This is a genomic window from Acidimicrobiia bacterium (genome assembly GCA_035471805.1).
Classification (GTDB): domain Bacteria; phylum Actinomycetota; class Acidimicrobiia; order Spongiisociales; family JAHEDJ01; genus JAHEDJ01.
In genome coordinates this window covers 1-24,290 of record DATIPS010000008.1, presented here as the reverse complement: position 1 = coordinate 24,290, position 24,290 = coordinate 1, and the positions used below count along the sequence as shown (strand labels likewise).

General features: G+C 63.5%; 18 protein-coding genes. 9 read left to right on the top strand and 9 right to left on the bottom strand.

All coding sequences use genetic code 11. The features are described from left to right. Positions 1–22 precede the first annotated feature (22 nt). Both VLT15_01585 and VLT15_01580 read left to right on the top strand, forming a co-directional pair. Positions 23–2,320, top strand: a complete 2,298-nt coding sequence (locus VLT15_01585) for an aminotransferase class III-fold pyridoxal phosphate-dependent enzyme (protein HSR43906.1) — start codon at positions 23–25, stop codon at positions 2,318–2,320. Between the two features lie 118 nt (positions 2,321–2,438). After that, a complete protein-coding gene (locus tag VLT15_01580) occupies positions 2,439–3,170 on the top strand; it encodes a hypothetical protein (GenBank protein ID HSR43905.1) in 732 nt (243 codons plus the stop codon). A 41-nt stretch (positions 3,171–3,211) separates the two neighbouring features. Here VLT15_01580 and VLT15_01575 read toward each other — a convergent pair whose 3' ends face one another. Next, complete coding sequence (locus VLT15_01575) at positions 3,212–3,688, bottom strand: CoA-binding protein (protein HSR43904.1); 477 nt, start codon at positions 3,686–3,688, stop codon at positions 3,212–3,214. Between the two features lie 294 nt (positions 3,689–3,982). On the opposite strand from VLT15_01575, the gene VLT15_01570 reads away from it, so the two are divergent. Next, on the top strand, positions 3,983–4,690 hold the full coding sequence (locus VLT15_01570) for a hypothetical protein (GenBank protein ID HSR43903.1): 708 nt from the start codon (positions 3,983–3,985) through the stop codon (positions 4,688–4,690). A 161-nt stretch (positions 4,691–4,851) separates the two neighbouring features. Beyond that, positions 4,852–5,748: a radical SAM protein gene (locus tag VLT15_01565; GenBank protein HSR43902.1), complete on the top strand. Its 897-nt coding sequence runs from the start codon at positions 4,852–4,854 to the stop codon at positions 5,746–5,748. Between the two features lie 13 nt (positions 5,749–5,761). Here the strand turns inward: VLT15_01565 and VLT15_01560 are convergent, their stop codons facing one another. Next, positions 5,762–6,421 carry a hemolysin III family protein gene (locus tag VLT15_01560; protein ID HSR43901.1) on the bottom strand — a complete coding sequence of 220 codons (660 nt, stop codon included), beginning with the start codon at positions 6,419–6,421 and terminating at the stop codon, positions 5,762–5,764. A gap of 168 nt (positions 6,422–6,589) precedes the next feature. Between VLT15_01560 and VLT15_01555 the strand changes: the two genes are divergently transcribed. After that, positions 6,590–7,948, top strand: coding sequence for an MFS transporter (locus tag VLT15_01555; protein HSR43900.1), 1,359 nt, complete (start codon positions 6,590–6,592; stop codon positions 7,946–7,948). Here VLT15_01555 and VLT15_01550 read toward each other — a convergent pair. The 5 genes from VLT15_01550 to VLT15_01530 form a co-directional block, all read right to left on the bottom strand. After that, positions 7,858–8,664 carry a hypothetical protein gene (locus VLT15_01550; protein ID HSR43899.1) on the bottom strand — a complete coding sequence of 269 codons (807 nt, stop codon included), beginning with the start codon at positions 8,662–8,664 and terminating at the stop codon, positions 7,858–7,860. The two genes, VLT15_01555 and VLT15_01550, sit on opposite strands and share 91 nt — an antisense overlap. Before the next feature lie 54 nt (positions 8,665–8,718). Beyond that, the gene (locus VLT15_01545) at positions 8,719–10,224 is read right to left on the bottom strand and encodes an aminotransferase class V-fold PLP-dependent enzyme (GenBank protein ID HSR43898.1); all 1,506 of its coding nucleotides are present in this window, start codon (positions 10,222–10,224) and stop codon (positions 8,719–8,721) included. Positions 10,225–10,230: 6 nt separating this feature from the next. Further along, positions 10,231–11,793: an FGGY-family carbohydrate kinase gene (locus VLT15_01540; GenBank protein ID HSR43897.1), complete on the bottom strand. Its 1,563-nt coding sequence runs from the start codon at positions 11,791–11,793 to the stop codon at positions 10,231–10,233. Positions 11,794–11,869: 76 nt separating this feature from the next. After that, positions 11,870–12,886 (bottom strand): LLM class flavin-dependent oxidoreductase, encoded by a 1,017-nt coding sequence (locus tag VLT15_01535; GenBank protein ID HSR43896.1) that lies wholly within the window; start codon positions 12,884–12,886, stop codon positions 11,870–11,872. A 111-nt stretch (positions 12,887–12,997) separates the two neighbouring features. Continuing rightward, positions 12,998–15,289, bottom strand: coding sequence for a DUF6351 family protein (locus tag VLT15_01530; GenBank protein ID HSR43895.1), 2,292 nt, complete (start codon positions 15,287–15,289; stop codon positions 12,998–13,000). Between the two features lie 173 nt (positions 15,290–15,462). Here VLT15_01530 and fadI point away from each other — a divergent pair, with 173 nt between their 5' ends. The 3 genes from fadI (at position 15,463) to VLT15_01515 (ending at position 20,324) form a co-directional block, all read left to right on the top strand. Further along, entirely contained in the window at positions 15,463–16,770 is a 1,308-nt protein-coding gene (gene fadI, locus VLT15_01525) for an acetyl-CoA C-acyltransferase FadI (GenBank protein ID HSR43894.1), read from the top strand. Further along, a complete protein-coding gene (fadJ, locus tag VLT15_01520; GenBank protein ID HSR43893.1) occupies positions 16,770–18,923 on the top strand; it encodes a fatty acid oxidation complex subunit alpha FadJ in 2,154 nt (717 codons plus the stop codon). The genes fadI and fadJ overlap by 1 nt, the downstream gene beginning before the upstream one ends. A 207-nt stretch (positions 18,924–19,130) precedes the next feature. After that, on the top strand, positions 19,131–20,324 hold the full coding sequence (locus VLT15_01515) for a M20 family metallopeptidase (GenBank protein ID HSR43892.1): 1,194 nt from the start codon (positions 19,131–19,133) through the stop codon (positions 20,322–20,324). Positions 20,325–20,348: 24 nt separating this feature from the next. Here the strand turns inward: VLT15_01515 and VLT15_01510 are convergent, their stop codons facing one another. Continuing rightward, a complete protein-coding gene (locus VLT15_01510) occupies positions 20,349–21,002 on the bottom strand; it encodes a hypothetical protein (protein ID HSR43891.1) in 654 nt (217 codons plus the stop codon). A 93-nt stretch (positions 21,003–21,095) separates the two neighbouring features. Further along, on the bottom strand, positions 21,096–23,258 hold the full coding sequence (locus VLT15_01505; protein ID HSR43890.1) for a hypothetical protein: 2,163 nt from the start codon (positions 23,256–23,258) through the stop codon (positions 21,096–21,098). A gap of 266 nt (positions 23,259–23,524) precedes the next feature. On the opposite strand from VLT15_01505, the gene VLT15_01500 reads away from it, so the two are divergent. Further along, positions 23,525–24,136: a hypothetical protein gene (locus VLT15_01500; protein HSR43889.1), complete on the top strand. Its 612-nt coding sequence runs from the start codon at positions 23,525–23,527 to the stop codon at positions 24,134–24,136. Positions 24,137–24,290: the final 154 nt, after the last annotated feature.

Genomic DNA, 24,290 nt, shown 5'->3' with positions numbered 1-24,290 from the left:
CGAGGCGGGTATTCTCTTGGCCGTGAAACCTTCAGCAGACCACCTACTCGAACAGCCGGTCCCGGAAGTCGGAACCGAGCAGGCGGAGGAGACGGCCCGTCGCCTGTTCGGCATTGTCGGAGAAGCTTCCCCCCTGGAGAGCGAGCGTGACCGAAACTTCCTGATCGACGGCGACCGGGGGTCCTACAAGCTGAAGTTTGCCAATCCTGCGGAGGACTCCTCGGTTCTCTCCATGCAGGCAGCCGCCCTCACCCACATCTCCCTCGTCGACCCCGGCCTGCCGGTACCCAGAAACCTTCCGACCGTCGACGGGGCGGCGGTCGGCTCCGTCCGGGTTGACGGCCTGATGCTGCCGGTACGGATGGTCAGCTTCCTGCCCGGCGCAACACTCGAGCAGGGGATCTCGTCGGACCGGCTGCGGGAGAGCATCGCCACCACCCTCGCCCGCCTCGGACTGGCCCTCCGGGGATTCTTCGACCCTGAAGCCGGCCGTGTGCTGCTCTGGGACCTGAAACATCTACCCGCCATGCGGTCAAAACTGGACTATCTCCGGCCCGACCAGCAGTCTCTGGTCGGAGAGTGGCTCGACCGTTTCGACCAACACGTTGCGCCTCTCCTCCCTCACCTACGGGCACAGGTGATCCACAACGACTTCAACCCCGAGAACCTGCTCGTCGACCCGGATGACCCCGCCCAGATCACCGGCATCATCGACTTCGGAGACCTGGTCCATGCGCCGCTGATCGTCGACGTCGCCGTTGCAATCAGCTACCAGACACTGGGCCTGGAGGACCCGACCGCCGCGATAGCAGGGATGACCCGGGCATATCACGCGACCGTGCCGTTGGAAGAAGCGGAACTGGAGGTTCTCCCCTACCTGATCGCCGGTCGCCTTGCGCAGTCTCTGGTTATCGGCGCATGGCGAGCAGAGACCCATCGAGAGAACACCGAATACATCCTGTCCTACTCGGACATCAGCTGGTCGACGCTCCGGCAGCTCTCCTCGCTGACGGTGGAGTCCATGACGGGTGCCATTCGGAAGGCTTGCGGGATGCCTGCGGAGCGGCGCGGTCGACCGGCCGACCTTTCGTCGCTGATCGAACGGCGCTCGAATCGTCTCGGAGCCGGGATGCGCCTGTCCTACTCCGACCCCTTACATGCGGTCGCCGGTGAGGGAGTCTGGCTGATCGACGCAAACGGCGAACGCCACCTCGACGCCTACAACAACGTCCCGCAGGTCGGACACAGCCACCCGGCGGTGACCGCCGCCATCGCCGGGCAATCCGCCACTCTCAACACAAACACCCGCTACCTCGTCGAGGGTGTGCTCGACTATGCGGATCGCCTCGTCGAGTTGTTCCCCAAAGACCTGAGCGTCGTCGTGTTCGCCAACTCCGGCAGCGAGGCCAACGACCTGGCGTGGCGGATGGCGCAGACGGTGACCGGCAACAAGGGAATCGTCATCACGGAGCACGCTTATCACGGCGCGACTGCTCTGACGATGGCTACGTCACCCGAGGAACTCGGTATCGAGAACCTCGAACCGTGGGTGGCGACCGTGCCGGCTCCGGATCCCAGGCGGGAACCGGACGGCGACCTGGAACGAGCCCTCGCCGAACTGGCGAAACACGGGCACCGGCCGGCCGCCCTCGCCTTCGATACCGTTTTCTCCAGCGATGGGATCTTCGATCCTCCGCCGGGTACCTTCCGTGCCGCGGCGGAGCAGGTTCGCGAAGCCGGCGGCCTGTTCATCGCTGATGAAGTACAGGCGGGATTCGGACGAGTCGGCGAGCGGATGTGGGGTTTCGCCGACCAGGGCTTCGTGCCCGACATCGTCACTCTCGGCAAGCCCATGGGCAACGGGCATCCGGTGGCTGCAGTGATAACCACGCCGGCAATCGCCGGAGCGTTCAAGCGGCGCGGCTACTACTTCAGTACCTACGCCGGGAACCCGGTTTCCACCGCAGCTGCCATGGCGGTCCTCGACGTGATCTCGGCGGAGAATCTACCGGCCAAGGCCGACCGGGTCGGGTCGTACCTGAGTTCCGGTCTCCGAACGCTTGCCGGCAGACATCCGTCGATCGGCGACGTGCGCGGCCCCGGCATGTTCATCGGAGTCGAGCTCGTGACCGACGGGCGTCCCGATCCCGACCTGACCCGCCGCGTGATGGATGAGATGCGGCGGCGGCGGGTTCTCATCGGCAGGACCGGACTGCACGGCAACGTACTGAAGATCCGTCCGCCGCTCGTCTTCGACGAATCGCACGCCGATCTGCTGGTCGAAACACTCGACGAAACTCTCACCGTTACTAGAGCCTGATCTCGCACCCGGTATCGGTTCCGGGGACATCCGCAATGACTAGTCATTCCGGGGTTCGCATCTTTGTGTCTCGATCATTCCGCGTTTCGGCCGATGACCGTCACATAGGAGCACGCAGATGAGGTCAAAGGTGGGCGAACGCTGTGATTTCTGCGGCGGCAAGGCCGTCGCCTATCAGCACGGCTCCAGAGTCTGCGGGCAGTGCGGTACTCGGCGAACCCTCAACGAACTAGACCCTCCGCGTCGGACCAGAAGAGCGGCCGTCATCGGTGTGCTCTCGTCAGGACTGCTGTTCAAGATGATGCTGGGCTCCGTTGCGCTGGCTGCGGTCGGTGGTTGGGTGGCCAACTCCGCCTTCGCTCCTCCATCGCAGATAGCGACCTCCGATTCCGGGGAGGCGACCTCCTCGACAACACTCGCGGGCGGGCCTGCCGGCGTGACTCGCGAGGCGCCGGACGAGGCCGCCGTTGACATCATGTCGATGGATGAACTCCTGTCGATTGCCGCCGACGAAGCCATGAGAGCACACGAATTCGCAGCCGCCACCCGGGAGTGGGCGGACTGTGTCTCGGCGTCGGCAATCGCCAACAGGGGCACGGGGTTCTCGCCGTGGGAGGCGTGTCCCGATCATCCCCAACTCTCCGACTTCGGTCTCGCTGAGGACGATGGTCGACCCGACTCTGCTCCCGGCGAGGCGAACAAGCCCGAACGTCCCGGCGGGGCGAACAGCGGACCGCCGGGCGAGCAGGCCCAGGCAGATGAGAAAGAGGGGCCGAAAGGGCGGCGCGGAGTGGGCAAGGGGGCCGGGGACCAGAGCGACCCGGACGCCTCAGGCGACCAGAGCCGATAGCAGCAGCAAAAGACCGGCGACCAGACGTGAGCGGGCGATTCTCACACCGTCCTGGGTACGGCCCCGGTCAGAGTCAGGATCGGTCGCATGCACTTGTGACCGAAATCGGCGGTGGGATCGAACATCAGCGGGCAACCTCCGTCGATGACCGTGACCCCCTTGTCCCGGCCTGCGGCCGTCGCCTGATCTGAAACGCTCCCCGATCCGAACGACCGATGCATCCAGACGCGCGAGATCCCTGCGGCCACGACATCCTCCATGACGGCAGGAGCGTTGGCCGGGCTCGTGCCGATCACCACCGCGTCGACTCCACCCGGGATCGAACCCAGGTTCGGATAGCACTTATCGCCTTCGATCTCGTCTGCGTTCGGGTTGACGGCGAATACCTCGTAGCCCCGGTCCCGCAACCGTTGATAGACGATGTTGCTCCCGTGGCCCTGTGGGTTCCTGGACACACCAACCACGGCGACACGCTTCTGAGCCAGGAAGTCGGCCGCAGCTTCTTTCACCGTCGTCATTGTGGGAGCTCCTAACACTGGGCGTGCTTCTCAATGAGAAGTCTCTCCGACCGTGCGAAGGATGAACAGGGCCGAAGTGCCCGAGGTCGGAGACGGGTGGACCGGCCGCCCACGAAGAGCCTTTTCGCGCGACATTCGGTACCCATAGGGGCAGAAAGTCGCGCGAAAACGGAAGTCGAGTGGGGTCGAAAGCATCTATCGGAGTTGGACCGGCGGCGCGATCATTGAGGATGAAGCGCGCAGCCAGGCGACCTCGACTGCGCGCGCTGGCAGACAACCGAAAGGAGGTGGATCGTGCAAGGATCCGCCAAATGCCGGACCCGTGCTGTGGTCGTGTTCTTCTCTCCACTGGTTCTACTCGGCGGGTTGCTGACCCTTCCCTACCTCAGCAACTTCGAGGAAGCAACGCTTGCCACCGAAGTGGCGGCAGGAGTCGAGCGGTGGCAATGGGCGTCCCTGCTCATTGCAGCCGGCATCGGATTGATGGTGCTCGTGGTTTTCGCCGCACGCACCTACCTACGAGATCACGGCGAGGACTTCTGGAGCTTTCTCGCAGTACCCGCCGCGACCATTGGCGGCGCATTGCTCCTGTACCGCTTCGGGTTCGAGGGCATGACGAGAGCCGGCTTGGCGACAACGAGCGAAACGGGCCGCTCCTTCGCACAAGCCACGCCTGAGATAGCGAGCAACCTCTCCACCTGGAGGCTCTGGATCGGGGTGGCGGGAGCCGGGCTCATGGGTATCGGATGGCTGGCGCTGGCCGTCTCAATGATGCGCAGCGCCCGATTCAACATTGCCCATGTGACGCTGGTCACGCTCGGCGTGCTGGCGGGAGTTGCCGCCATCTTCATTCCGTACCACTGGGCGCTCTATCTGCTGGGGGGCGGCGTGATCTTCGCCGCCTGGCCCATCGGCGAGCGGATGTGGTCGGACACATCGGAGCCACAGCCCGTTCTGGAACTCGTTGGCCGCCACGATCGAGAGCATGCGGTAGCCGGGTAGGGGTCGGGCGCCGGAACAACCCAACCCGTTTTCGCGCGACATTCGTGCCCTATGGGTTCCGAATGTCGCGCGAAAACCATCTTGCGCGCCGCGGAGGGGGATTTGATCCAGGCGGGCCGAAGGTTCGCTATGTTCAGGAGTGCCCGTAGAAGGACAGCGTGATGCTTTCACAGCTCCATATTCTTCTCACCTACACCTGCCCCTTCGAGTGCGACCACTGCTTCGTTTACTCGAGCCCGTACGCTGAGGGAACATTCACGGCTCCCCAGCTCCACGCCCTCCTGGATCAGGCGCAGGATGTACCCACCATCGACTGGATCTATTTCGAGGGCGGCGAGTCCTTACTCTTCTATCCGTTGCTGCTCGAGGGCGTTCGTTCGGCCCGGGAGCGCGGATTCGAGGTCGGGATCGTGACCAGCGGATTCTTCGGGACCACCGAGGACGACGCCGAGCTCTGGCTTCGACCACTGGCCGAACTGAGGATCGCCGATCTGAGCGTCAGCGACGACGCCTTTCACCATGGAGATCAACCCGACAACCCGGCCAAACGCACGATGCGGGTCGCCGAACGGTTGGGGATTCCAACCGGACCGATATCCATCGATCCACCGGAGGTGGGAGGCCCCCCCGGCCAGGACAAGGGAGAGGCAGTATCCGGCGGGAAGGTCATGTTCCGGGGTCGCGCCGTCGACCGCCTCGCCCAGGGAATGCCGGATCGGCCGTGGCACACGATGACCGAATGCCCGTATGAGGAACTGGAGGACCCGACCCGGATTCACCTGGACCCCTACGGCCATATTCAGCTGTGCCAGGGAATCTCCATCGGCAACGTATGGGAAACCCCGCTCAGGAAGGTGATGGAGCAATACCGGTCGGGCGACCATCCGATTTGCGGCCCGCTCGTGGAGGGTGGCCCCCAGGAACTCGCCTCCGCCTACTCCTTCGATCCGCAAGATAGGTACGTCGACGAGTGCCACCTGTGTTTCGAGACACGGCGGTCCATGTTGCATCGTTTCCCGAACGAACTGACCCCGCATCAGGTTTACGGGGTGGCGTAGTCCGGCGATCGCCCTACGAGTACACAGTCAGCGACACTGCGATGTAATGCACCACGAAGGCTGCCACCGTGAGTGCGTGGAATACCTCATGGAAGCCGAACCATCGTGGTGAGGGGTTGGGCCGTTTCAACCCGTAGATCAATGCTCCGGCGCTGTAGAAGATGCCGCCGACGAGGATCAGAACGAAGACGGGAAGCCCTCCTTCACGGAGGAAGTCGGGCAGGTAGAACACGGCGACCCAGCCCAGTGCGACGTACACGGGCGTGTACAGCCATCTGGGCGCACCAACCCACAGCACACGGAAAGCAATCCCGACCAGCGCCCCAATCCAGATGATCCAGAGAAGGACCCGGCCTTCACTCTCGCGAAGGACCAGCACCGCGAACGGTGTGTAGGTCCCGGCGATGATCAAGAAGATGTTCGAGTGGTCGAGGCGGCGCAGGACTCCGTGGATCGTCGGTGACCAGTTTCCACGGTGAAACAGCGCGCTGGTTCCGAACAGAAGAGCCGCGCTTGCGGCAAATATGGACGATGCAACGCGCTCCTCGGTCGTATCTGCCAACGCCACCAGGACGATGCCCGCCACCAGAGCGACAGGGAACATGACCGCGTGCGACCATCCGCGCAGTTTCGGCTTCAGGCTTTCACGGCCGGGGGGATCGGAGGCAGCCATTTGTGAGACGCTAACAGTCGTCTGCTGATAGCAGCCGGTCGTGCTCGGTTCAGCCCGAGGACGTCGCATGTGGAGGCACCCCTGCAGCAAACCAGGGGCCTCCCCTGTGGAAGTCGGCCCAGCCTCAGGCGACAATGGAGCCGAACTCACCCCCGGGAGCGGTCGAGCATGTTGCGGCGAACGAAGATCGGATACGCCATCGGCGATCTCGGACTGTCGATCGCCTACTTCGCCGTCGGGTTCTTCTTTCTCTTCTACCTGACCGATGTCGTGGGCCTGTCCGCAGCCGCGGCCGGCACCGTTGTGTTGATCGGGAAACTCTGGGACGGTGTCAACGACCCGATCATCGGCGTGATGAGCGACCGCACCCGCTCACGGCATGGGCGGAAGAGGGTCTACATGTTGTACGGCGCTATCCCCTTCGCGGTCAGTTTCGGCCTCCTCTGGTGGATACCGCTGGGCGCGTCTGCGACCGTCCAGTTCGTGCTCGCCTGCGCGGCGATCCTCTTCTTCGCCACCGCCTACTCGATCGTCGCGGTTCCCTACATGGCCATGGTTCCGATCATGACGGTCGACTACGACGAACGAACGCAGGTGATCGGCTTCCGGGCCATGTTCTCGTCGTTCGGGACGATCACCGGCGGGGGCATCGCGCTCCTCGTCTCGAAAGAGGACGGCGTGGAGAGTGCTCTGCGCGGGATGTCCGTCGGTTTCGGAGTGTTCTGCGCGCTGGCCGTCTTCGTAGCGGCCGCCAGCATCAAGGGCCTCGAGGCACGGCATGATGCCGACATCTCCCGCGTGCCTCTCCGGAGATACGCCGAGCTGGCTCGGGAACCCAACGTTTCGACCCTCCTCTGGTTCAAGCTCCTCGGCGCCGTCGCCACCGGTGTACTGACGGCCTCCCTGCCGTTCTTCGCCGAACACGTCATCGGAAACACCGGTATCGCCTCGATCGGCCTGGCCGTCTACACCATCACCGCGGCCGCTCTTGTACCCCTGACCAACCGGCTCACTCACCGATTCGACAAGCGGTATCTCCTACTGACCGCCAACATCTTCGCTGCAGCGCTTCTTGCAATCCTCGGCCTGGTGGTCGACACCGACTCGGCTGCCCTGTTCTTGATCGGATCGGCACTGCTCGGTGCGTCGATGTCTGCCTATCTCCTCATCCCCGGCTCACTGGTGCCCGACCTCGTCGACTTCTACGAGTACGAGCGCGGCGAACGCCACGAGTCCGTGTTCTTCGGCTTGTGGCTGACCATCCACCAACTCGGGTTCGGGATCGCGGGACTACTCCTGGGAGTCTTCCTACAGGTCTTCGGCTACAACGGATCGAACGACGTGCAGACCGAGTCCGGCATACTGGGTGTCAGACTCGCCTTCGGGGTCGTTCCCGGCCTCTTCCTGGTGATTGCCGCTCTCGTCCTCCTGAGGTATCAGATAACGCGCGACCGTTTCGAGGAGGCGTTGAAAGCACTCGGGTCGGTCACCCCTCGACCGACCGAAGACGGGGAACCTGAGCCCTGAGGTCGAGCCACAGGTCCGGGACCGGACTTCGCGCCGCTCTCGGCGCGGCGCTTGATCCCGCGGAACATCGTGGTCACGTGGAAGAGATCGACGAGACCGAAGAGCGTCTCGGTGACCCGCACCCAGGGTGGATAGAGATCCGAGCGAACTCGCAGAAGCAACCTGGTCGTCCCCTCTTTCGCCGGACGGAGAACGAACGTCCAGCTGAAGTCGATGTAGACGCCACCCTCGATCAGCTCCCTCTCACGTCGCGCTACTGCCTCTTCATCCGTCGGGTCAACCGGCCGGCCCCGGTAGGGATGTCGTATCGAGTGATACACAATCGTCTCGTTCTCCCGGAGCTCCAGGACCCGGAAGTAGGCGGCAAATCCCGGACCGTCGGGGACGATGTCTCCAACTTGCAGGTTCTGCCACTCCGGCAGCAGCACCTCGGAGCTCTTGTTGTCGACTCGCCAGACGAGGCGATCGAAGCGTTCGTTCGTGTACCAGCCTCCCCGGCCGAAGCCCATCTGCACAAGCCAGGGCCACACGTCCTCGGGCGGGGCGTTGATCGTCGTGGCTCGCGTCCACTCGATCATGGGATGCGGCATCACTTCATCGCCGGGCAGCGAGCCGTGGAACTCCTCGTCCGTCACGCCCGAGCGGCGCGCCAGGCGACGGATCGTCGAGTAGACACTCAAGGTCCATAAGACGCGAAGTAGCGATCGAACGGTCACCGGGCGCCTCGCTCCCGACCCGGGCGGGAACATCGCAGGAGCCGGACCATCTCACTACACCTCGAAGAGCAGGTCGACATAACGCTCCAGGAGCTCATCGACTACTGCCCTGGCCGGGACTGTGGCCGCCATACCGTATACCGGCGCCACGCCACCGGCCTCACCCGGATGAGCCTTCGCCTCTGCGACCGAGTCCTCCAGGTCCTCGATGAACCGCCGGGCAACACCATCCGCAGTATGCCGGAGCGTCACTGCGATGTGAACTGCAGGAGGGTGATGCAAGCCGGTCAGGCTCCAACCTCGTTCGGCCATTCGTTGCAACACCTGGTAGATGTCGACGACCTCCGACCCGAAGGCGATCACGAACATCGGATCACCGAGCATGCGGAGGTCGGAGATGTTCTCGATCCCGGATCGAATGACTGCAGCGGTTTCGAGGATTCGGGCGGTGGCCTCGAGGTAACCCTTCTCGCCGGTGGAAACCATCGCTGCCCAGCAGGCGGCGCTCAGGGCACCCGGGCGGCTCCCCGCCAGGGTCGGCGAGAAGTAGAGACCGCCCGGCCACTCGGAAGCGGTGAAGTACTGGTGACGGCGCAGCTCCCTCCCGCGATACATGATCACCGACGTCCCCTTCGCCGCGTATCCGTATTTGTGGGTGTCGGCCGACATCGACGTGACCCCAGGAAGGCGGAAGTCGAATGGAGGAACCGGGTGGCCGAGCCGCTCCGCCCAGGGGAGTACGAACCCTCCCAAGCAGGCGTCGGTGTGGAAACCCACCCCTCGACCGGCAGCCAGGGAAGAGAGATCCTGGATGGGGTCGACCGTGCCGTGCGGGAAGGCCGGTGCCGAGCCCACCATGAGCACCGTATTGCGGTTGATCGCTGCGGCCGCTGCCGCCACGTCGGCGCGGTAGTCCCCGTCGACCGGAACCTTCACCATCTTCAATCCGAAGTAGTGGGCCGCCTTGTCGAAGGCGACATGGGCAGTCACCGGGGCGATCATCTCCGGGCGTCTGATTCCGTGCGCGACGGCCCGATCGCGATAGGTCTTGACTGCGAGCAGAATCGACTCGGTTCCACCGGAAGTGACGGTGCCCACGACCTCGTCATCAGTTTCCGCGGCGCCCAGCATGGCGGAGGTCATGGCCACTATCTCTGCCTCGAACTTGGTGGCCGACGGCCACAGGTCGGCATGGAGCGGATTGACCTGCGAATGCAGGGCGATCACGTTGCTGAGGAAGGCGATGTGTTCATCCTCGCCGTGATAGACCGCTCCGGAAGCGAACCCGCCCTTCCATCCGGCTTCCTCTCTACCCGCCAGATCTGCCATCAAAGACAACACCTCTGCTCGATCCAACCCGTTGTCGGGCAACCGCCGATAGGAACTCAGCTCATCCCGATACGGCTTGACGGAATCCTCCATCCCGGCAACGACGTCGTCGAACTCCGCCTCCAATCGACGGCGAACGGGAGGGATCCGACGCATCACCGAGTAGGCCCATCCGGCCAGACGTGGGTTGATACGCTTCACGGGTCCGGAGAGCAGTTTCTCGAGGTCCATGGCTCCTCAATCGGCCCGGTTCAACCGGGCGTAGATCTTGCGATTGGCTTTGTACAGCTTGCGGTACTCCCGGTAGAGGCGGTCGTAGACCTGCCGCCGCTCCGGATCGGGTTCGTGGACGCCGGCCACTTCGACTTTCGCCGGGATCTCGTCGTAGCCGAGGAAGCCGAGCTTGGCTGCCGCCAGAAACGCCACACCGCGCAGTCCGGCCAGGATCGGGTCCTTGACCTGGAGGATCCTGCGGTCGAGCACGTCCGCATGGATCTGACACCACACCGCCGAGTTGGCTCCTCCGCCGACCGCCCGCAGTTCCGGCATCGGTCGTCCGGCGAACTTCTCGACGTAACCGAGCAGCCAGCGGGAGTTGAAGGCGACGCCTTCGAACACCGCCCGGATCAGATCGTCGGCCGTCGTATCGAGGGATTGATTGAAGAACCCGGCCCGCAAATAGTGATCGTCCACGGGGCTGCGCTCCCCGTTGAGCCAGGGAGTGAAGATCACCCCGCTGTTTCCGGCAGGGACCCGCTCAGCGACACGGTCGAGGCCCTGATACACAGAACCCGCGTCGGCGTCGCCGCGTATACCCAGGTTCTCGACCAGGTAGGTGAGGCAGGCTCCTGCGCTCTCCTGCTCGTTGGCGGCGAAGTAGCGACCGGGAATTCCAGAGGGCAGCGCGCCGATGCCGTGGAAGAGATCAGTCTTCTTGAACGGCACGTGGCAGCTGATCCACGAGGAGGTTCCGAGATACAGATGCCCCTGAAAGTCGCGGACGGCCCCGGCTCCGATGCCGGCCGAGTGCGTGTCCGGCGTTCCCATGACGACCGGGATCCCCTCAACCAGTCCGAAGTCTGCGGCGGCACCGGCGGAAAGCGGGCCGAGCACGTCGTCGGTCGGCCGGAGCGGCGGCAGCTTGGCCGGGTCGATGCCCGACATGCGAATGAGAGCCGGATCGTAGGTCACCTTCGCGGGATTCCGGTTGTCGGTCACCCAGTGCAGGGCGATCGAGTCGAATCCGGCCGCCGCGACTCCGGTCAAGCGAAGGTTCAGATAGTCCTTCGGTTCGAGGAACATCTCTGCCGCTCGATAGATCTCCGGGCGGTGGTGTTTGAGATAGAGAATGTGCGCGATCGGATCCTTACCCGAATGGCCGGGCGCTCCACCCGTCCGGCGGATCCAGCGGAACAGCTTGGGCACCGAGTATCCCGCAACGGATACCGGACCGCCGTTCAGCTCACCCATCTCGGAGGCACCCCGCGCGTCCATCCAGATGAGCGCGTTTCCGACATGGTTGGATCCGGCCACCGGGACCGTCCCCGACCACTGGGCTGTCACGCCGACGGCCACTATGTCATCGACTTCGACGGATCCCCGGTCGATCACTTGCCGGCCCGCGGTAGTGATCGCCCGCCACCAATCATCGGGGTCCTGCTCGACCCCGCCCTCGGCGGTGAGGATGATCGGAACTCGTTCGAAGCTCCACTCGGCTACGCGGCCGGCAGTGGATACCAGCCCGACTTTCGGTCCGGATGTACCCAGGTCGATGGCCAGCACAAACCGTTCGATCGACATAGAGCGACACTAGCGATACGACCGGTCACTCCCCGGAATAGGAACACGACGGGCGAATCGAGTCCCGCCGGTGGGCTCAGAGGTGAGGGCCGACCTCCTCGGCCAGCCGCTGCAGGACCTCGACCTGGCGGTTGTAATCGAGCGTGTGGAAACAGGAACGGGCGACGAACTCCACAGGTACGCCGACGCGGTCCCGGATCGCACGCAGGTCATCGACGATCTGCTCGGACGGGCCGACGAATGCCGAGCGCCACCGCATTTTCTGCTCATCGGCTTCGGTCAACCCGGGTGCATATCGAACCGGCCCGGAGCGCGTAGCCGATTCCTCCATATCGCCGTACTTCCAGGCCATATTCCAGACTTGCTCGCCGATCTCCTCCCATCCCTGCGCCTCCGAATCGGCCGGGTAGAGGATCGAGTAGTGGATGAAACGGAAATCGATAGGGTCTCGCCCGGCTTTCTCGAGCTCGTCGAGGGTCCACTCGACCTGTTCGGCGAACCGATCGACCGGCGCATTGGCGAAAACTCCCTGGGTCATTCGAGCGGCACGCCTGACGGCCGGTTCTGCGCTGCCTCCGATGACGATCGGGATGGGAACATGCGGCGTCGGCCGCACTCCGAGTTCGGGCAGGTCGTAGACGGACCCCGTGTGCTTGAACGGCTCGCCGGTCCAGGCGTTGGGGAGGATCTCGAGGATCTCCTCCATGGCTCTCCCCCGCTTGCCCGGGTCGGCTCCGAAGGCCTCGAACTCGATCGGATTCCATCCGAGGCCGAGGCCGAGAACAAAACGTCCTTTGCTCAAGAGCTGAACCGTGGCAGCGTCCTCCGCCAGGCGAATCGGATCGTGCAGGGGAGCGAGGATGACACCGGTGCCGATTTCGATCGACTCGGTCGCAGCCGCCACGGCCGCGCTAACGACCATCAGGGAAGGCATGTAGCCGTCGTCGACGAAGTGGTGTTCGGTGGTCCACACCGAGGAGTAGCCCAGCCTTTCGGCCTCGACGGCCAAGCGGACCGTCTCGTCGTAGGCGGCCGCCCAGTCGGAGTCGCCGGGCCGAAGTTGAGCGCTGAGTAGTCCAAATCCGAGATTCATGCGTTGATCATACGCGGAGGGGGCCGGTCACGATCGCCGACCGGCCCCCTCGCGTAGTTTTCTCAGCAATGCTGTTGCGCGTGGGGAACGCCAGCATTGCTGAGAAAGTTCCTAGTAGTTGCACACCCCGGTTGGGAAGATCGATTCCAGCATGGCGATCTGCGCTGCATCCGGTGCCCACGATCCGTATACGCCGTCGGCAATCGCCGATTCCACCGACTGGAGTTCGCACTTGAACACGTCGCCCGTGATCGGGCCGCCCGCCACAATGCGCGACGTCGAGTAGAGGTGGAACGCCGATGTGCAGGCTCCCGGATCCCCATCATCGAGGATTCCCGACCAGGCATCGTCACCCGCGTAAATCAGATCTCCGGTGATGTCGAAGCAGGAGTCGACTGCGTCGGCCGGCTTGTTCTCGGCCACTCGTCGCTTCGGATCGGCGGCGATATTCGTCATCCACTCGTCGATGACTTCAAAAGCCATCGGTGTCTGGTCAAACTCGTCGCCGGCATCGTTGCCGTCGGTGAACCAGATCACCTGATTCGAGGCATCGCCGTCATGGTTGAGCAGGCGCTGCCGTGAGGCAAACGACTGGTGCGAGTTGTGCATGTTCAGCTCCCGCTCCAGATAGTTACGCCAGTCGATGATCGGGATCTCGATCGCTCCAACGTTGACCATTCCGCTCGAGAATGCCGATGCAATTGCCCCCGGATCGGCTTCTTTGCGGGGAGCCGGCGTCGCGCCACCGTCTGGTGACAGGGCCATATTGCGCGCCGACCACACGTCGATCTGTTCAGGCCATACCCCTGGGAACGGAGGCGAGACAGTGGGATCGACCAAAGAACAGAGGAAGGAAAGGAACGGACAACCTTCTTGCACCATCTCGGGCTCGTTCTTCCACGACCCGGCATTGGCATTCAGGTCGAGGAACTGCTCTGGTGTGATGTTGCCGTCGACCAGGGCCTGCAGACCGTACTGCACTCCAACGTTGTCCCAGGTGCTGGCCGCGAATCCGTCCGCGGCGTAGCCGTAGATGTTGATCAGGTCGGCGTAATGGGACCACTCTGTGGAGGCCTGTTCGGCGGGTGAAATGCCCGGGGCCGTTCCGAAATGCGGGTTGAGGGCGAGTGGGGACAAACCTCGCCAGCCCTCGATGCACTCGGACGATCCTGCCGGGTATCCCGGCGGCATCACCGCTCCAAACCCGTTCGCAACGGTATTGGAGGCGTTCAGCCCCTCGAGCCAGGTCCGATGCTCCCAGTCGGCCCACGTCACGTCGCCGGAAAACAACTCGAAGTCCATCCACCGTTCCAGCAGCTCGCAGTCGCCGATGTGGATGGTCTGAGTCACCATATCGGGATATGAGTACTGGGGTATAGCTGCATCGATCAATCCCGGATGGTTCTGGGCATAGACGTACTGCTGGATCCCACCACCCGAGCCGCCGACTCCAACCGTGTACACGGGGTTCCCGTAAGCAGAAACGAACCGATCCTTGACCATGATGGCCGTCTCGCCACCTAGTTGCAGGTTGTAGTGAGTCCCGGTCTTGGTACCGGTCGAATAGACAACCGCATAGCCCTTTCCGAGGCCGTAGTCGTAGAGCATCCGGCTGCGACTGGGGTCGCCCTGGTAGTGGCCGATGGCAACTCCACCCTGGAAGTAGTAGATCAACTTGCCGTTCCAGGCCGACAGGTCGGGGTCGGCGTCCTGTGTATCGGGCGACAGCACTGCGATCGAGTAAATGAAACGGTTGATGGTTCCCCGCTCCCAGCGCACTATGTAGTCGACCTCGTCGCCGTCCATGGTGGTCGTCGTGGCCATGTCTGCCGGCGGCGACGCCGGGTCGTAGTCATTCCAGGCTCCTGACGTGTTTTGGTACTTGAAGGACACGACGGTCTCTGTGGCGCAGTCATCATCGATCGCCGGGCCAAGTTCGGCGTTGGCCCTGTCGCCGTTGTCGGAGCACAGGAAAGGTTCTTGCTGGGGGCCCGAGAACATCGGACCGGAGATCGGGTAGTTGGTCAAGGTCAAAGACGACGCGGCGCCACGAGCTCGGTCATTCGGCCTCACCTCGACGACGTTGTCTCCTTCATCGAGGTCGTACACGACCCCCTCGAGTTTCGAAGTCCCCGGCACCACGGAGAAGTCGCCGGTGACGTCCTCACCATTGACGTATATGTGCGCCCGATCGAGATTGCCCTGCGGTACCTCGATCATCAGTCGCGCATCGCCACCACTGACCAGATTCGCAGGGCTCGAGAGCACCTCAATCGCGTAGGACCTGGTGCGGTCCAGCTTTGGGGCAGCGTTGGCGGGCAACACTGCCAGGACCATTGCCCCGACAACGATGAGAACCAGCATGACTCGAAGCGACGATCGCCGCTTGGGAAGCAAAGACATAAGAAACCCTCCCGTCTCTTCCGCCTCTTCGAACCTATCGAACCGGAAAGGTCCGATCGCGTCCGAATCGGAGTTTTCTCAGCAATGCTGTTGCGCGTGGGGAGCGCCAGCATTGCTGAGAAAACTTCAGAGGCGCGATACTGGTTAGTAACAAGACGAATCGAGGAGCACTGATGGCCAAGAAGAGGCCGGGAGTCGTCGACGGGCGCCGGGTCGCCATCGTCGACGGCCTCCGCACACCGTTCGCCAAGTCGGGGACGGTCTTCAAAGACGTTTCCACCCTGGGTCTGGCCCAGTCCGTCGTCACCGAGCTGCTGATCCGGTCCGGCCTCGAGGGAGGACGGATCGACAGAGTCGTCTACGGCAACGTCGTTCAGGATGTCTCGGCACCAAACATCGCGCGGGAGATCGTCCTCTCCACGACCATCCCCGACGAGACCGACGCCTTCTCTGTGAGTCGAGCCTGTGCGACCAGCACGCAATCCTTCGTCGACGGCGCCCAGGCGATCTTGCTGGGCGAGGCAGAAATCGTCATCACCGGCGGCGCCGACTCGCTATCCCGGCCACCGGTCATGTTCAGCGACGAGTTCGTCGAAGTCATGATGAAGGCACAATCCGCCAAGGACCCGATGTCCAGGGTCAAGGCGCTGGCCGGACTTCGCCCGAAGGACCTCGCTCCCCATCCGCCCGCCATCGCCGACCGATCGACCGGCGGAAGCATGGGCGACAGCGCCGAGAAGATGGCCAAGATGAACGGCATCGACCGGGAAGCACAAGACGCCTACGCCTTCAACTCCCACCGCAAGGCCGTCGAAGCCTGGGAGAAGGGCATCTTCGACGACGAAGTCATGCTCTTCCCGGTTCCGCCGCAATACAGGACGGTGGTCGAACGAGACAACATTCCCAGGGCCGACTCGACGATAGAGAAACTCTCGACGCTCAAGCCGGTGTTCGACAAGCGATACGGAACCGTCACCGCCGGCAACGCTTCCCCGCTCACCGACGGCGCCTCCGCCCTCTTGCTGATGGAAGAGAAGACTGCCGAGCGACTCGGCTTCGTGCCAAAGGCGTTCCTGCGGTCCTATGGATTCGCGGCGGTCGATCCCAACTGGCAGTTGCTCATCGGCCCGGCGTTCGCCACGCCGATCGCCCTGGACCGGGCCGGTCTGAGCCTCGACGACATCGACGTCGTAGACATCCACGAGGCATTCTCGGCCCAGATGCTCTCGGTGATGCAGGCCTTTGCCTCAGATGACTTCGCCAGGAAGCATCTCGGCCGGGCGAAGGCCGTGGGCGAGATCCCCGAAGAGAAACTCAATCTCTATGGAGGATCGATAAGCCTCGGCCATCCGTTCGGAGCCACCGGCGCACGCCAGTTGCTGACGATGGCCAACGAACTGACCCGTCGTGATTCGGGCACCGCCCTCATCACCCAGTGCGCCGCCGGGGGTCTCGGCGCCGCCGTCGTATTGGAGCGCTGATGCACGATCTCACCCATTTCCAGTTCTCGGTCGACGAAGGCGTCGCCACCGTCCTGATGGACCGGTCCGGGGAGGCGATGAACACACTCGGACCGGTCATCTTCGACGACCTCAACGCCATTCTCGACCGAGTCGAAACCGATGATTCGATCAAGGCCGTTGTCTGGGGTTCGGCTAAGCAGGACTTCCTGGTCGGCGCCGACATTCGCTGGTTCGCCCAGTTGACCGACGCGTCCGAAGCGGAGAAGGCCATTCTGGACGGCCACCGGATGTTCGCCCGCATCGAAGAGCTACACGGCAAGCACGGAAAGCCCGTCATCGCTGCCATCGCCGGGGCGTGCCTGGGCGGTGGCATGGAACTCGCCCTGTGTGCCTCGTGGCGGATCTGCACGGATCATCCCAAGACCCAGCTCGGCCAGCCGGAGGTCCAACTCGGGGTCATACCGGCCGGCGGAGCCACTCAGCGCCTTCCGGCTCTCATCGGGATCGCCGGCGCGCTCGAGCTGATCCTGACCGGTCGGCCCGCCCGGCCCCGCAAGGCCGGGAAACTCGGCCTCGTCGACGAAGTGGTACCCCCCGAACTCCTGATGGAGATCGCCACCAAGCGCGCCTACGAGGCGATCGCAGCTGCGCCGAAGAAGGCGAAGAAGAGGAGCCTCTTCTCGATGGACGGTCTTCAGGAACTGGCCCTAGAGACGAACCCGATTGGACGGAACGTGCTGTTCAAGCAGGCCAGGGAAGGTCTCCTGAAGCAAACGAAAGGGCTCATGCCCGCACCCGAACGCGCCCTCGAGGCCGTTCGGATCGGTATCGAAGAAGGACCGGAGGCCGGGTACGCGGCAGAGGCGAAGTTCTTCGGCGAGTTGGTTGTTTCCCCCGAGTCGCTGGCGCTGCGTTCGATCTTCTTTGCCTCCCGAGAGCTGGAGAAGAAGACCTGGGTCGCGAAGGGTGTGGAGCCGAGACCCGTCGACAAGGTGGCCATGGTGGGCGGTGGCTTGATGGGCGGTGGAATTGCGGCAGTGACGACCCTGAAAGCAAAAACGCCTATTCGCATCAAAGAGATCGATGCCGCCGGCGTCGGCCGGGCAATTGCCTACGTGAAGAAGGTCGTCGACCGAGATGTCCAACGTAAACGTCTGCGTGACTTCGAAGGCGAGAAAGCGATGCTCCGGGTCACCGGAGCCACCGATTGGCAAGGCTTCGCCGACAGCGATCTCGTCATCGAAGCCGTTTTCGAGTCGCTCGAACTGAAGCAGTCGATCCTCAGAGAGGTCGAGACTATTACCGGACCGGAGACGGTGTTCGCTTCGAACACTTCCTCGCTGCCGATCAGTGGGATCGCCGCGGCGTCGTCACGGCCGGAGAACGTCCTGGGGATGCACTACTTTTCGCCGGTAGAGAAGATGCCGCTGCTGGAGATCATCGTCACCGACCAGACGGCCGACTGGGCGACGGCGACGGCCGTCGAGTTCGGCAAGAAGCAGGGCAAGACCGTGATCGTGGTCAAAGACGGCACCGGCTTCTACACCACCCGGATACTGGGGCCCTATTCCAATGAGGCAATGTATCTGCTGTCGGAAGGTGCGTCCGTCGAGGCAATCGACGGAGCGATGACGGCCTGGGGCTTCCCGATAGGTCCGGTTCTGTTGTCCGATGAAGTCGGCATCGATGTGGGAGCGAAGATCGCCGTCATCATGCTCGACGCATTCGGAGAACGGATGGCAGGTCCTCCGGTGGCCGAGGCCTTTGCCGAGGATCGCAAAGGGCGAAAGAACGGGCGTGGCTTCTACCTCTACGACGAGAAGGGCAAACGCGGCGACGTAGACGAAACCGTCTATGCCGCCCTCGGGTTCGGTGAGCGCAGAGAGATACCGGTCGCAGATATCCAACGGCGGATGTGGCTGGCCCTCGCCAACGAAGCCGCCCGCTGCCTCGAAGAAGGAATCCTCGGCTCGGCTCTCGACGGCGACATCGGGGCAGTAATGGGCCTGGGCTTCCCGCCGTTCCGCGGCGGCCCGTTCTTCTGGATCGATCAGGTCGGAGCTGGTCGAGTCGTCGCCGACCTGGAGAAACTGGCCGCCGAACACGGCGAACGGTTCACTCCGGCCCGGATCCTGGTTGAGAAAGCAGACGCCGGAGGCAAGTTCCGGTAGACGGGCGAGCCGACCCGGACCGCGTTCACTCCGACCGTGTTGCCGGCCTGCGGGGGCATGGCATCAGCTGCGACGCGGCATTTGGTCGATGCCCGATCCGTCTTTTCGCAGCGGCGTGCGATCGCGACTGCGAGAACCCGATCTCCGCGAGCACCGCCGACGGGCGAAGGAGTTGAGTCCTGTTCTGCTGCTCCTACCATTCCCGCCATGGACTACGCCACGCTGCTCGCAGAATCCCGCCACATGCTTCCCGAGATCAAGAAGCTCCGCCGCTCGCTCCATCAGATCCCTGAGGTCGGCAATCACCTGCCCAAGACGAGAGCTGCGGTGCTCGCAGCTTTGGAGGGCCTACCCCTCGAGATCCACCTTCACGAGACAACCTCCGGTATCGCCGCGGTCCTGGACGGCGGCCGACCGGGCCCGACCATCGTGCTGCGCGGTGACATGGACGGCCTGGCCATGCCGGAGAACACCGGGCTCGATTTCTCCTCGGAGCACACCGGCCGGATGCACGCATGCGGCCACGACCTCCACACGTCGATGCTGGTCGGCGCGGCCCGCATGCTCTCCGCCCGGCAGGCAGAGCTGTCCGGCAAGGTTCTGTTCATGTTCCAGCCGGGCGAGGAGGGCCATTTCGGGGCGCGTTACATGCTCGATGAAGGTCTGCTCGATCAGGTCGATCCTTCGCCGACGCGGGCATTTGCCATTCACGTGACGAGCCTCCATGCAGCCGGCACCGTCCACTTGAAGCCGGGCCCCTACATGGCGGCCGCGGACAAGGTGGTGGTGACCGTGCACGGCAAGGGCGGTCACGCCTCCGCACCGTGGAACGCGGTGGACCCGATCCCGGTGGCAGCCGAGATCATCACTGCGTGCGAGGTGGCCCTCACCAGGCGAGTCGATGTGTTCGACCCGGCCGTACTCACCTTTGCCCAGATGACTGCCGGCACGGCCTACAACGTGATCCCTGCCACCGCGACACTGGCCGGCACCACCCGCTCCGTGTCTGACGAGCGGCGCGACCAACTGCACGCGATGATCGAGCAAGTCGTGGCGGGAGTCTCAGCGGCACACGGGGTGACCGCCACCGTCGAGATCGAGCGTGGATACCCGATCACCGTGAACGACGACGTGGTCGCCGCCGAGGTGACGCAGATCGCCGCCGACCTCCTGGGAACCGACCGGGTGGTGGAAGCACCGCACCCGATGATGGGAGCCGAGGATTGGAGCTACGTTTTGCAGCGGGTTCCTGGCGTGATGGTCTTCCTGGGTTCGTGCCCGACGGACCTCGAGCCGGGCGTCGCACCGGTCAACCACTCCAACCTGGTCCGATTCGACGAGGACTCGATGGGGGCCGGAGTTGCCTTGCACACTGCGGTAGCGCTGGACTTCCTGAGCTAGGGGTTCCCGGGCTCCGGGGCACGGCTACGGCTCCGCCGGTGCCAAGTCCTTCACGTAGATGGTGCTGCCGTCGTCGTCCGCAGCTCTCTCGAAACCCATCTTCTCCAGATACTCGACGTTGCTGGAGGTGCCGGGGCGGCTCCAGGCGCGTTTGCAGAGGGGATCGGTGAAGACTCCCGAACTCGGCGAGAAGAGGAACTCGGCGATCCGGAGGTCCCGATAACGGGGAATCACGTAATCGAGCTCCACCTCGAAGGCATGATCTGCACATGGCCTGCCTATCAGCAGCCCGGCCGGGACGAGATCGCGCAAAACGAACACGCGGATCTGATCCTCGCGCGGCTCGAACCGGAAGTCCTCCCGGTAGTTGCGAATGTCGTCCTCGTGGAACCTCAGGAAGTAGTCGAGGTAGCGCGAATCGCCTCTCACCTCGAGCGTGGTGAACAACTCGCTCTTCCTGGACAGCAGCCCGCGCAGGAAGTAGAGGTGAATCCCGACGATGACGATGTTGACCACCGCGATCGGATAGGCCTCGATTATCACGCTGTAGACAACGAAGAACGCCGCTCCCGCCAGTCCGAACAACCTGAGTTTGAGAATCGAGGTACGGGTCAGCGACACGACGACGAACGCCGAGCCGACGTAGCCGATGAGTTCGACGATGAAATCAGAGTTCACAGCTCTCGCCAGAGTAGGGCGAACCGGAGCAGGGCAAAGTCCAGCACGGAGACGGCAACACGAAATCAGCCTGTTTTGCTGCTCTCCCGGCGGCTATTGCGCGGGCGTGCCGATCAGGATTGCGACGGTGGTCGGCCCGCTTCTCATCTCGGATTCCCAGGGGTATGAGTCTCCCCAGTCCATTCCGGCCACCAGCACCCGAGAGTCTCCAACCACCAGGCCGCTGACGTAGTCGACTCCCGGCGCGTCCACCTCGACCTCGAACCACTCGCCGTCGATCTCGACGAAGAGGACCTGCTGTCTCGACGACCGGTACTTCTCATCACGGACGCGTATCCCTTCACGGGCTTCGTCGTCGGTGATGGCCATCACCAGATTGCCGTCTCGATCGAAGAATCGGGTTTCCCCGTCCTCATACGAGATCCGGTCACCTATGCCGCCCGACTCGAACTCGCCCCAGGAGAGCGCGAGCAACTCATCGCCGGTGGAGTCTTCGGTGATCCGGACGATGAACTCGCCCTCGAACTCGGCGGTCAGTCCATCCTTGGCGATCGTCAGCGGTCCGAAAGCGTCGATCTCCTCTTTCGTGCCTGCCACAACCGTGCCCAGAGGTCCATGGTCCATCGCCGACAACCAGACGTACCGGCCGTCGTCCTGCGGACCCACGGTGAAGGCCGTCTCCCAGGTCAACCCGTCCGGCGACGACCAGACGGCCTGTCCGCCCGGCCCGTCACCAATGCTCCGATAACCGTCCGCGGTCGGGACCGTGCTGTGAAGGTACCGACCGCCTCCTTCGGGGGATTCGGTGATCTCCCAGTCGATTCCGTCGTCAGAAGTCCACAAAGATCGGGTCTCGCCGTGTTGATCGAACCTTGTGACGTTGAGCACGAAACCTTCCTCAGTCGCGATTACTTCGACCGATGATCCGGCGGAACTCGAGGACACCGTGGTCTCTTCCCAGACACTGCCATCGGGCGAGTACAGGACGACCGTATCCGTGTGATACCAGCCTTCGCCGTAGACGACCTCTTCGTGCTGCTCCCACGAGATCGACTCTGCCTTGTCCCATTCCTCCCAGGTGACCGAGAGAATCAACTCTCCGGTCTCTGAGTCGTGGAAGGCGGGCGCAGGACCCCGCCATATGTAGTCGACCGGGCCGCCGGCAACGAGGGAGCCGGATTCTGCGTCGGTGACCTCGAAGACCCCTGCTTGTTCGTCGAGCATGATGACCAACCCATCCCATTCGACGACGAACGGCGGGGAGACGTAGGGATCCGCGGGTTCGATCGGGATCGGGAGCGGCGAACCGCGTGTGCCCCCGTCGTAGGCGGTGTTCCACCCTTGTTCCCAGACCGACCAGGGCACCGTTGTGAGCAGGTCGCCGGTGTCCGGGTCGAAGATCCCCTGGCCGTGGTCCTGCCAATGCCAGATGTCCGCAACCGGCCCGGCGGCCACTTCCCTCCCGGACGGGTCGGTCAACTTGTAGCCGCCCGCTCGGTGGTCTATCTCGACGGTGAAGCCCTGGATTTCGATCACCTGTGGCGGTTCCACTGGATAGCTTTCAACGGTCAGGGCCAGGACGATCCCCGTGTCGTTCGCCGCAATCCCCTGGACAAAGGAGTAGCCGGTGCCTTCCTCGGTGTCGGGCACTGCGAACTCCGTCCACTCGATGCCGTCGAGGGAGGTGTAAGCAAGGCGCGTCGGAGCCGTCCCGCCTGCCCAGGCCTCTCCGATTGCATAGAGCCTTCCGTTGGACCCCACCACCTGGTTTACGGAGGTTTGAGCCGGAAGAGCGAGCGCCCCGACCTCGCTCCAGGCGCGGCCGTCGGCCGACTTCCACGTCGCGAGGTACTGGGTCTCGCCGGGCTCGGGCAACTTGAGCGCTACCGCCGCGTACTCGTCTCCCAGTCGCCCGAGCCACCGGAGGTCAATACCGTCGTCGGTAGGAATCTTCACCGTCTCCCAGTCGAAGTCCATCAAGGGGAAGTTGGCCACAAACGCCACTTCGGTGGGTCCGAGATCGCTATCGACGGTGTCGGCCGACACTTCCGCCGTTTCAGAAACGACCAGAGGGAGGTCGTCCAGCGTTGCCGCGGCGGGAGGTGCCTCGACCGGGGCGCCGGCCGCGTACAGCGTGCCGAGCCCGAACCCGGCCGCCATCACCAACGCGGCCAGCAGCCAGGGCACCCAGCGGTTCCTGCCCGCGGGTTGCTGCCTACCCGGTTCGGTTGCATCGGAAGGCGGGATGTCGACCACCAGGACCTCCTAGGGGGGATCTGCACGTCTGCGCCCCTTCAACTATGAACGCATGATCCGTGGATGTGGTTCCCCACGAATTGTAGGCCGGCCGGCCGGAGGTGTTCCGGTTGCATGCCGCGGTTCGGAGAAAGCGGAGGTGTTGCTCCTGCCGTCCGCGGAGTGCTCGGCTGAACGCGAAAACGCGCTTTGCGACCTGCTGGCATGGAAGGAAAAGCAAGAGTACGATCGCGATGTATGTCGTTTGCTAACGATAGGTAAGGATCGTGGGCCCACGGGGATCTCTGGCCGTACTCACGGCTGCCTCTCTTCTCGTCGGCGCGTGCTCCGCTTCGACGGAGCCGACCGCCACCGAAGCCTCTGAGCCGCCGGCACCCACCTCGATCACCGCCGCTGCCGTTGCTACGACCTCGACAGAGCCTTCCACCACGACCACGACCGAAGCCGTTCAAGTGCTCCTGCCTGCCAACGACGTAGACGACCCGACAGAGGCCATCGTCGCGATCTTTGAATACGTCAGTTACCTCGCCACCACACCAGAGAATGCGCGCGACTTGCTCAAGTATGCATACGCGGAATCTTGCGACTGTTACGAGCGGCTCTTGGCTGACTTCGACACTTATGTCGAGAATGGCTGGATCCAAGACGACGAGGGGATCAGAGTCACAGGAGTCCAGATTTCCCAAGAGTTTGCGAACTCGGCACTTCTCGAGGTGACCTATTCATGGTCGCCACAGTATGCGGTTACCGCAGATGGCGAGTTGATCCGGCTCGTCGAAGATGAGTGGATTGACCGAGTTTCATTGATTGGGCTCGATCTAGGCGCCGACATGCGCTGGCGGGTAGGGGTTATTGGAGTCATTGGAGAGAGCCAGTGATGCGAACAGTACTGAGACTGCTCGTCCTCACCGCATCATGCGTTCTTTCTCTCATGTTGGCTGGCCCATCGGCAGGAGCCGCTGGCGAAGGAGGCGGTGGAATCTCCGATGGGGCCGTCACCACCTGGATCAGTGTCCAGTCCGACGGATCGTT

Excerpts from the sequence above, each read along its gene's own strand:
- VLT15_01540 (HSR43897.1), bottom strand. The coding sequence starts at position 11,793 with ATGTCGATCGAACGGTTTGTGCTGGCCATCGACCTGGGTACATCCGGA.
- VLT15_01580 (HSR43905.1), top strand. The coding sequence starts at position 2,439 with ATGAGGTCAAAGGTGGGCGAACGCTGTGATTTCTGCGGCGGCAAGGCC.
- VLT15_01560 (HSR43901.1), bottom strand. The coding sequence starts at position 6,421 with ATGGCTGCCTCCGATCCCCCCGGCCGTGAAAGCCTGAAGCCGAAACTG.
- VLT15_01555 (HSR43900.1), top strand. The coding sequence starts at position 6,590 with ATGTTGCGGCGAACGAAGATCGGATACGCCATCGGCGATCTCGGACTG.
- VLT15_01530 (HSR43895.1), bottom strand. The coding sequence starts at position 15,289 with ATGTCTTTGCTTCCCAAGCGGCGATCGTCGCTTCGAGTCATGCTGGTT.
- VLT15_01575 (HSR43904.1), bottom strand. The coding sequence starts at position 3,688 with ATGACGACGGTGAAAGAAGCTGCGGCCGACTTCCTGGCTCAGAAGCGT.
- VLT15_01545 (HSR43898.1), bottom strand. The coding sequence starts at position 10,224 with ATGGACCTCGAGAAACTGCTCTCCGGACCCGTGAAGCGTATCAACCCA.
- VLT15_01535 (HSR43896.1), bottom strand. The coding sequence starts at position 12,886 with ATGAATCTCGGATTTGGACTACTCAGCGCTCAACTTCGGCCCGGCGAC.
- fadJ (HSR43893.1), top strand. The coding sequence starts at position 16,770 with ATGCACGATCTCACCCATTTCCAGTTCTCGGTCGACGAAGGCGTCGCC.
- VLT15_01515 (HSR43892.1), top strand. The coding sequence starts at position 19,131 with ATGGACTACGCCACGCTGCTCGCAGAATCCCGCCACATGCTTCCCGAG.
- VLT15_01565 (HSR43902.1), top strand. The coding sequence starts at position 4,852 with ATGCTTTCACAGCTCCATATTCTTCTCACCTACACCTGCCCCTTCGAG.
- fadI (HSR43894.1), top strand. The coding sequence starts at position 15,463 with ATGGCCAAGAAGAGGCCGGGAGTCGTCGACGGGCGCCGGGTCGCCATC.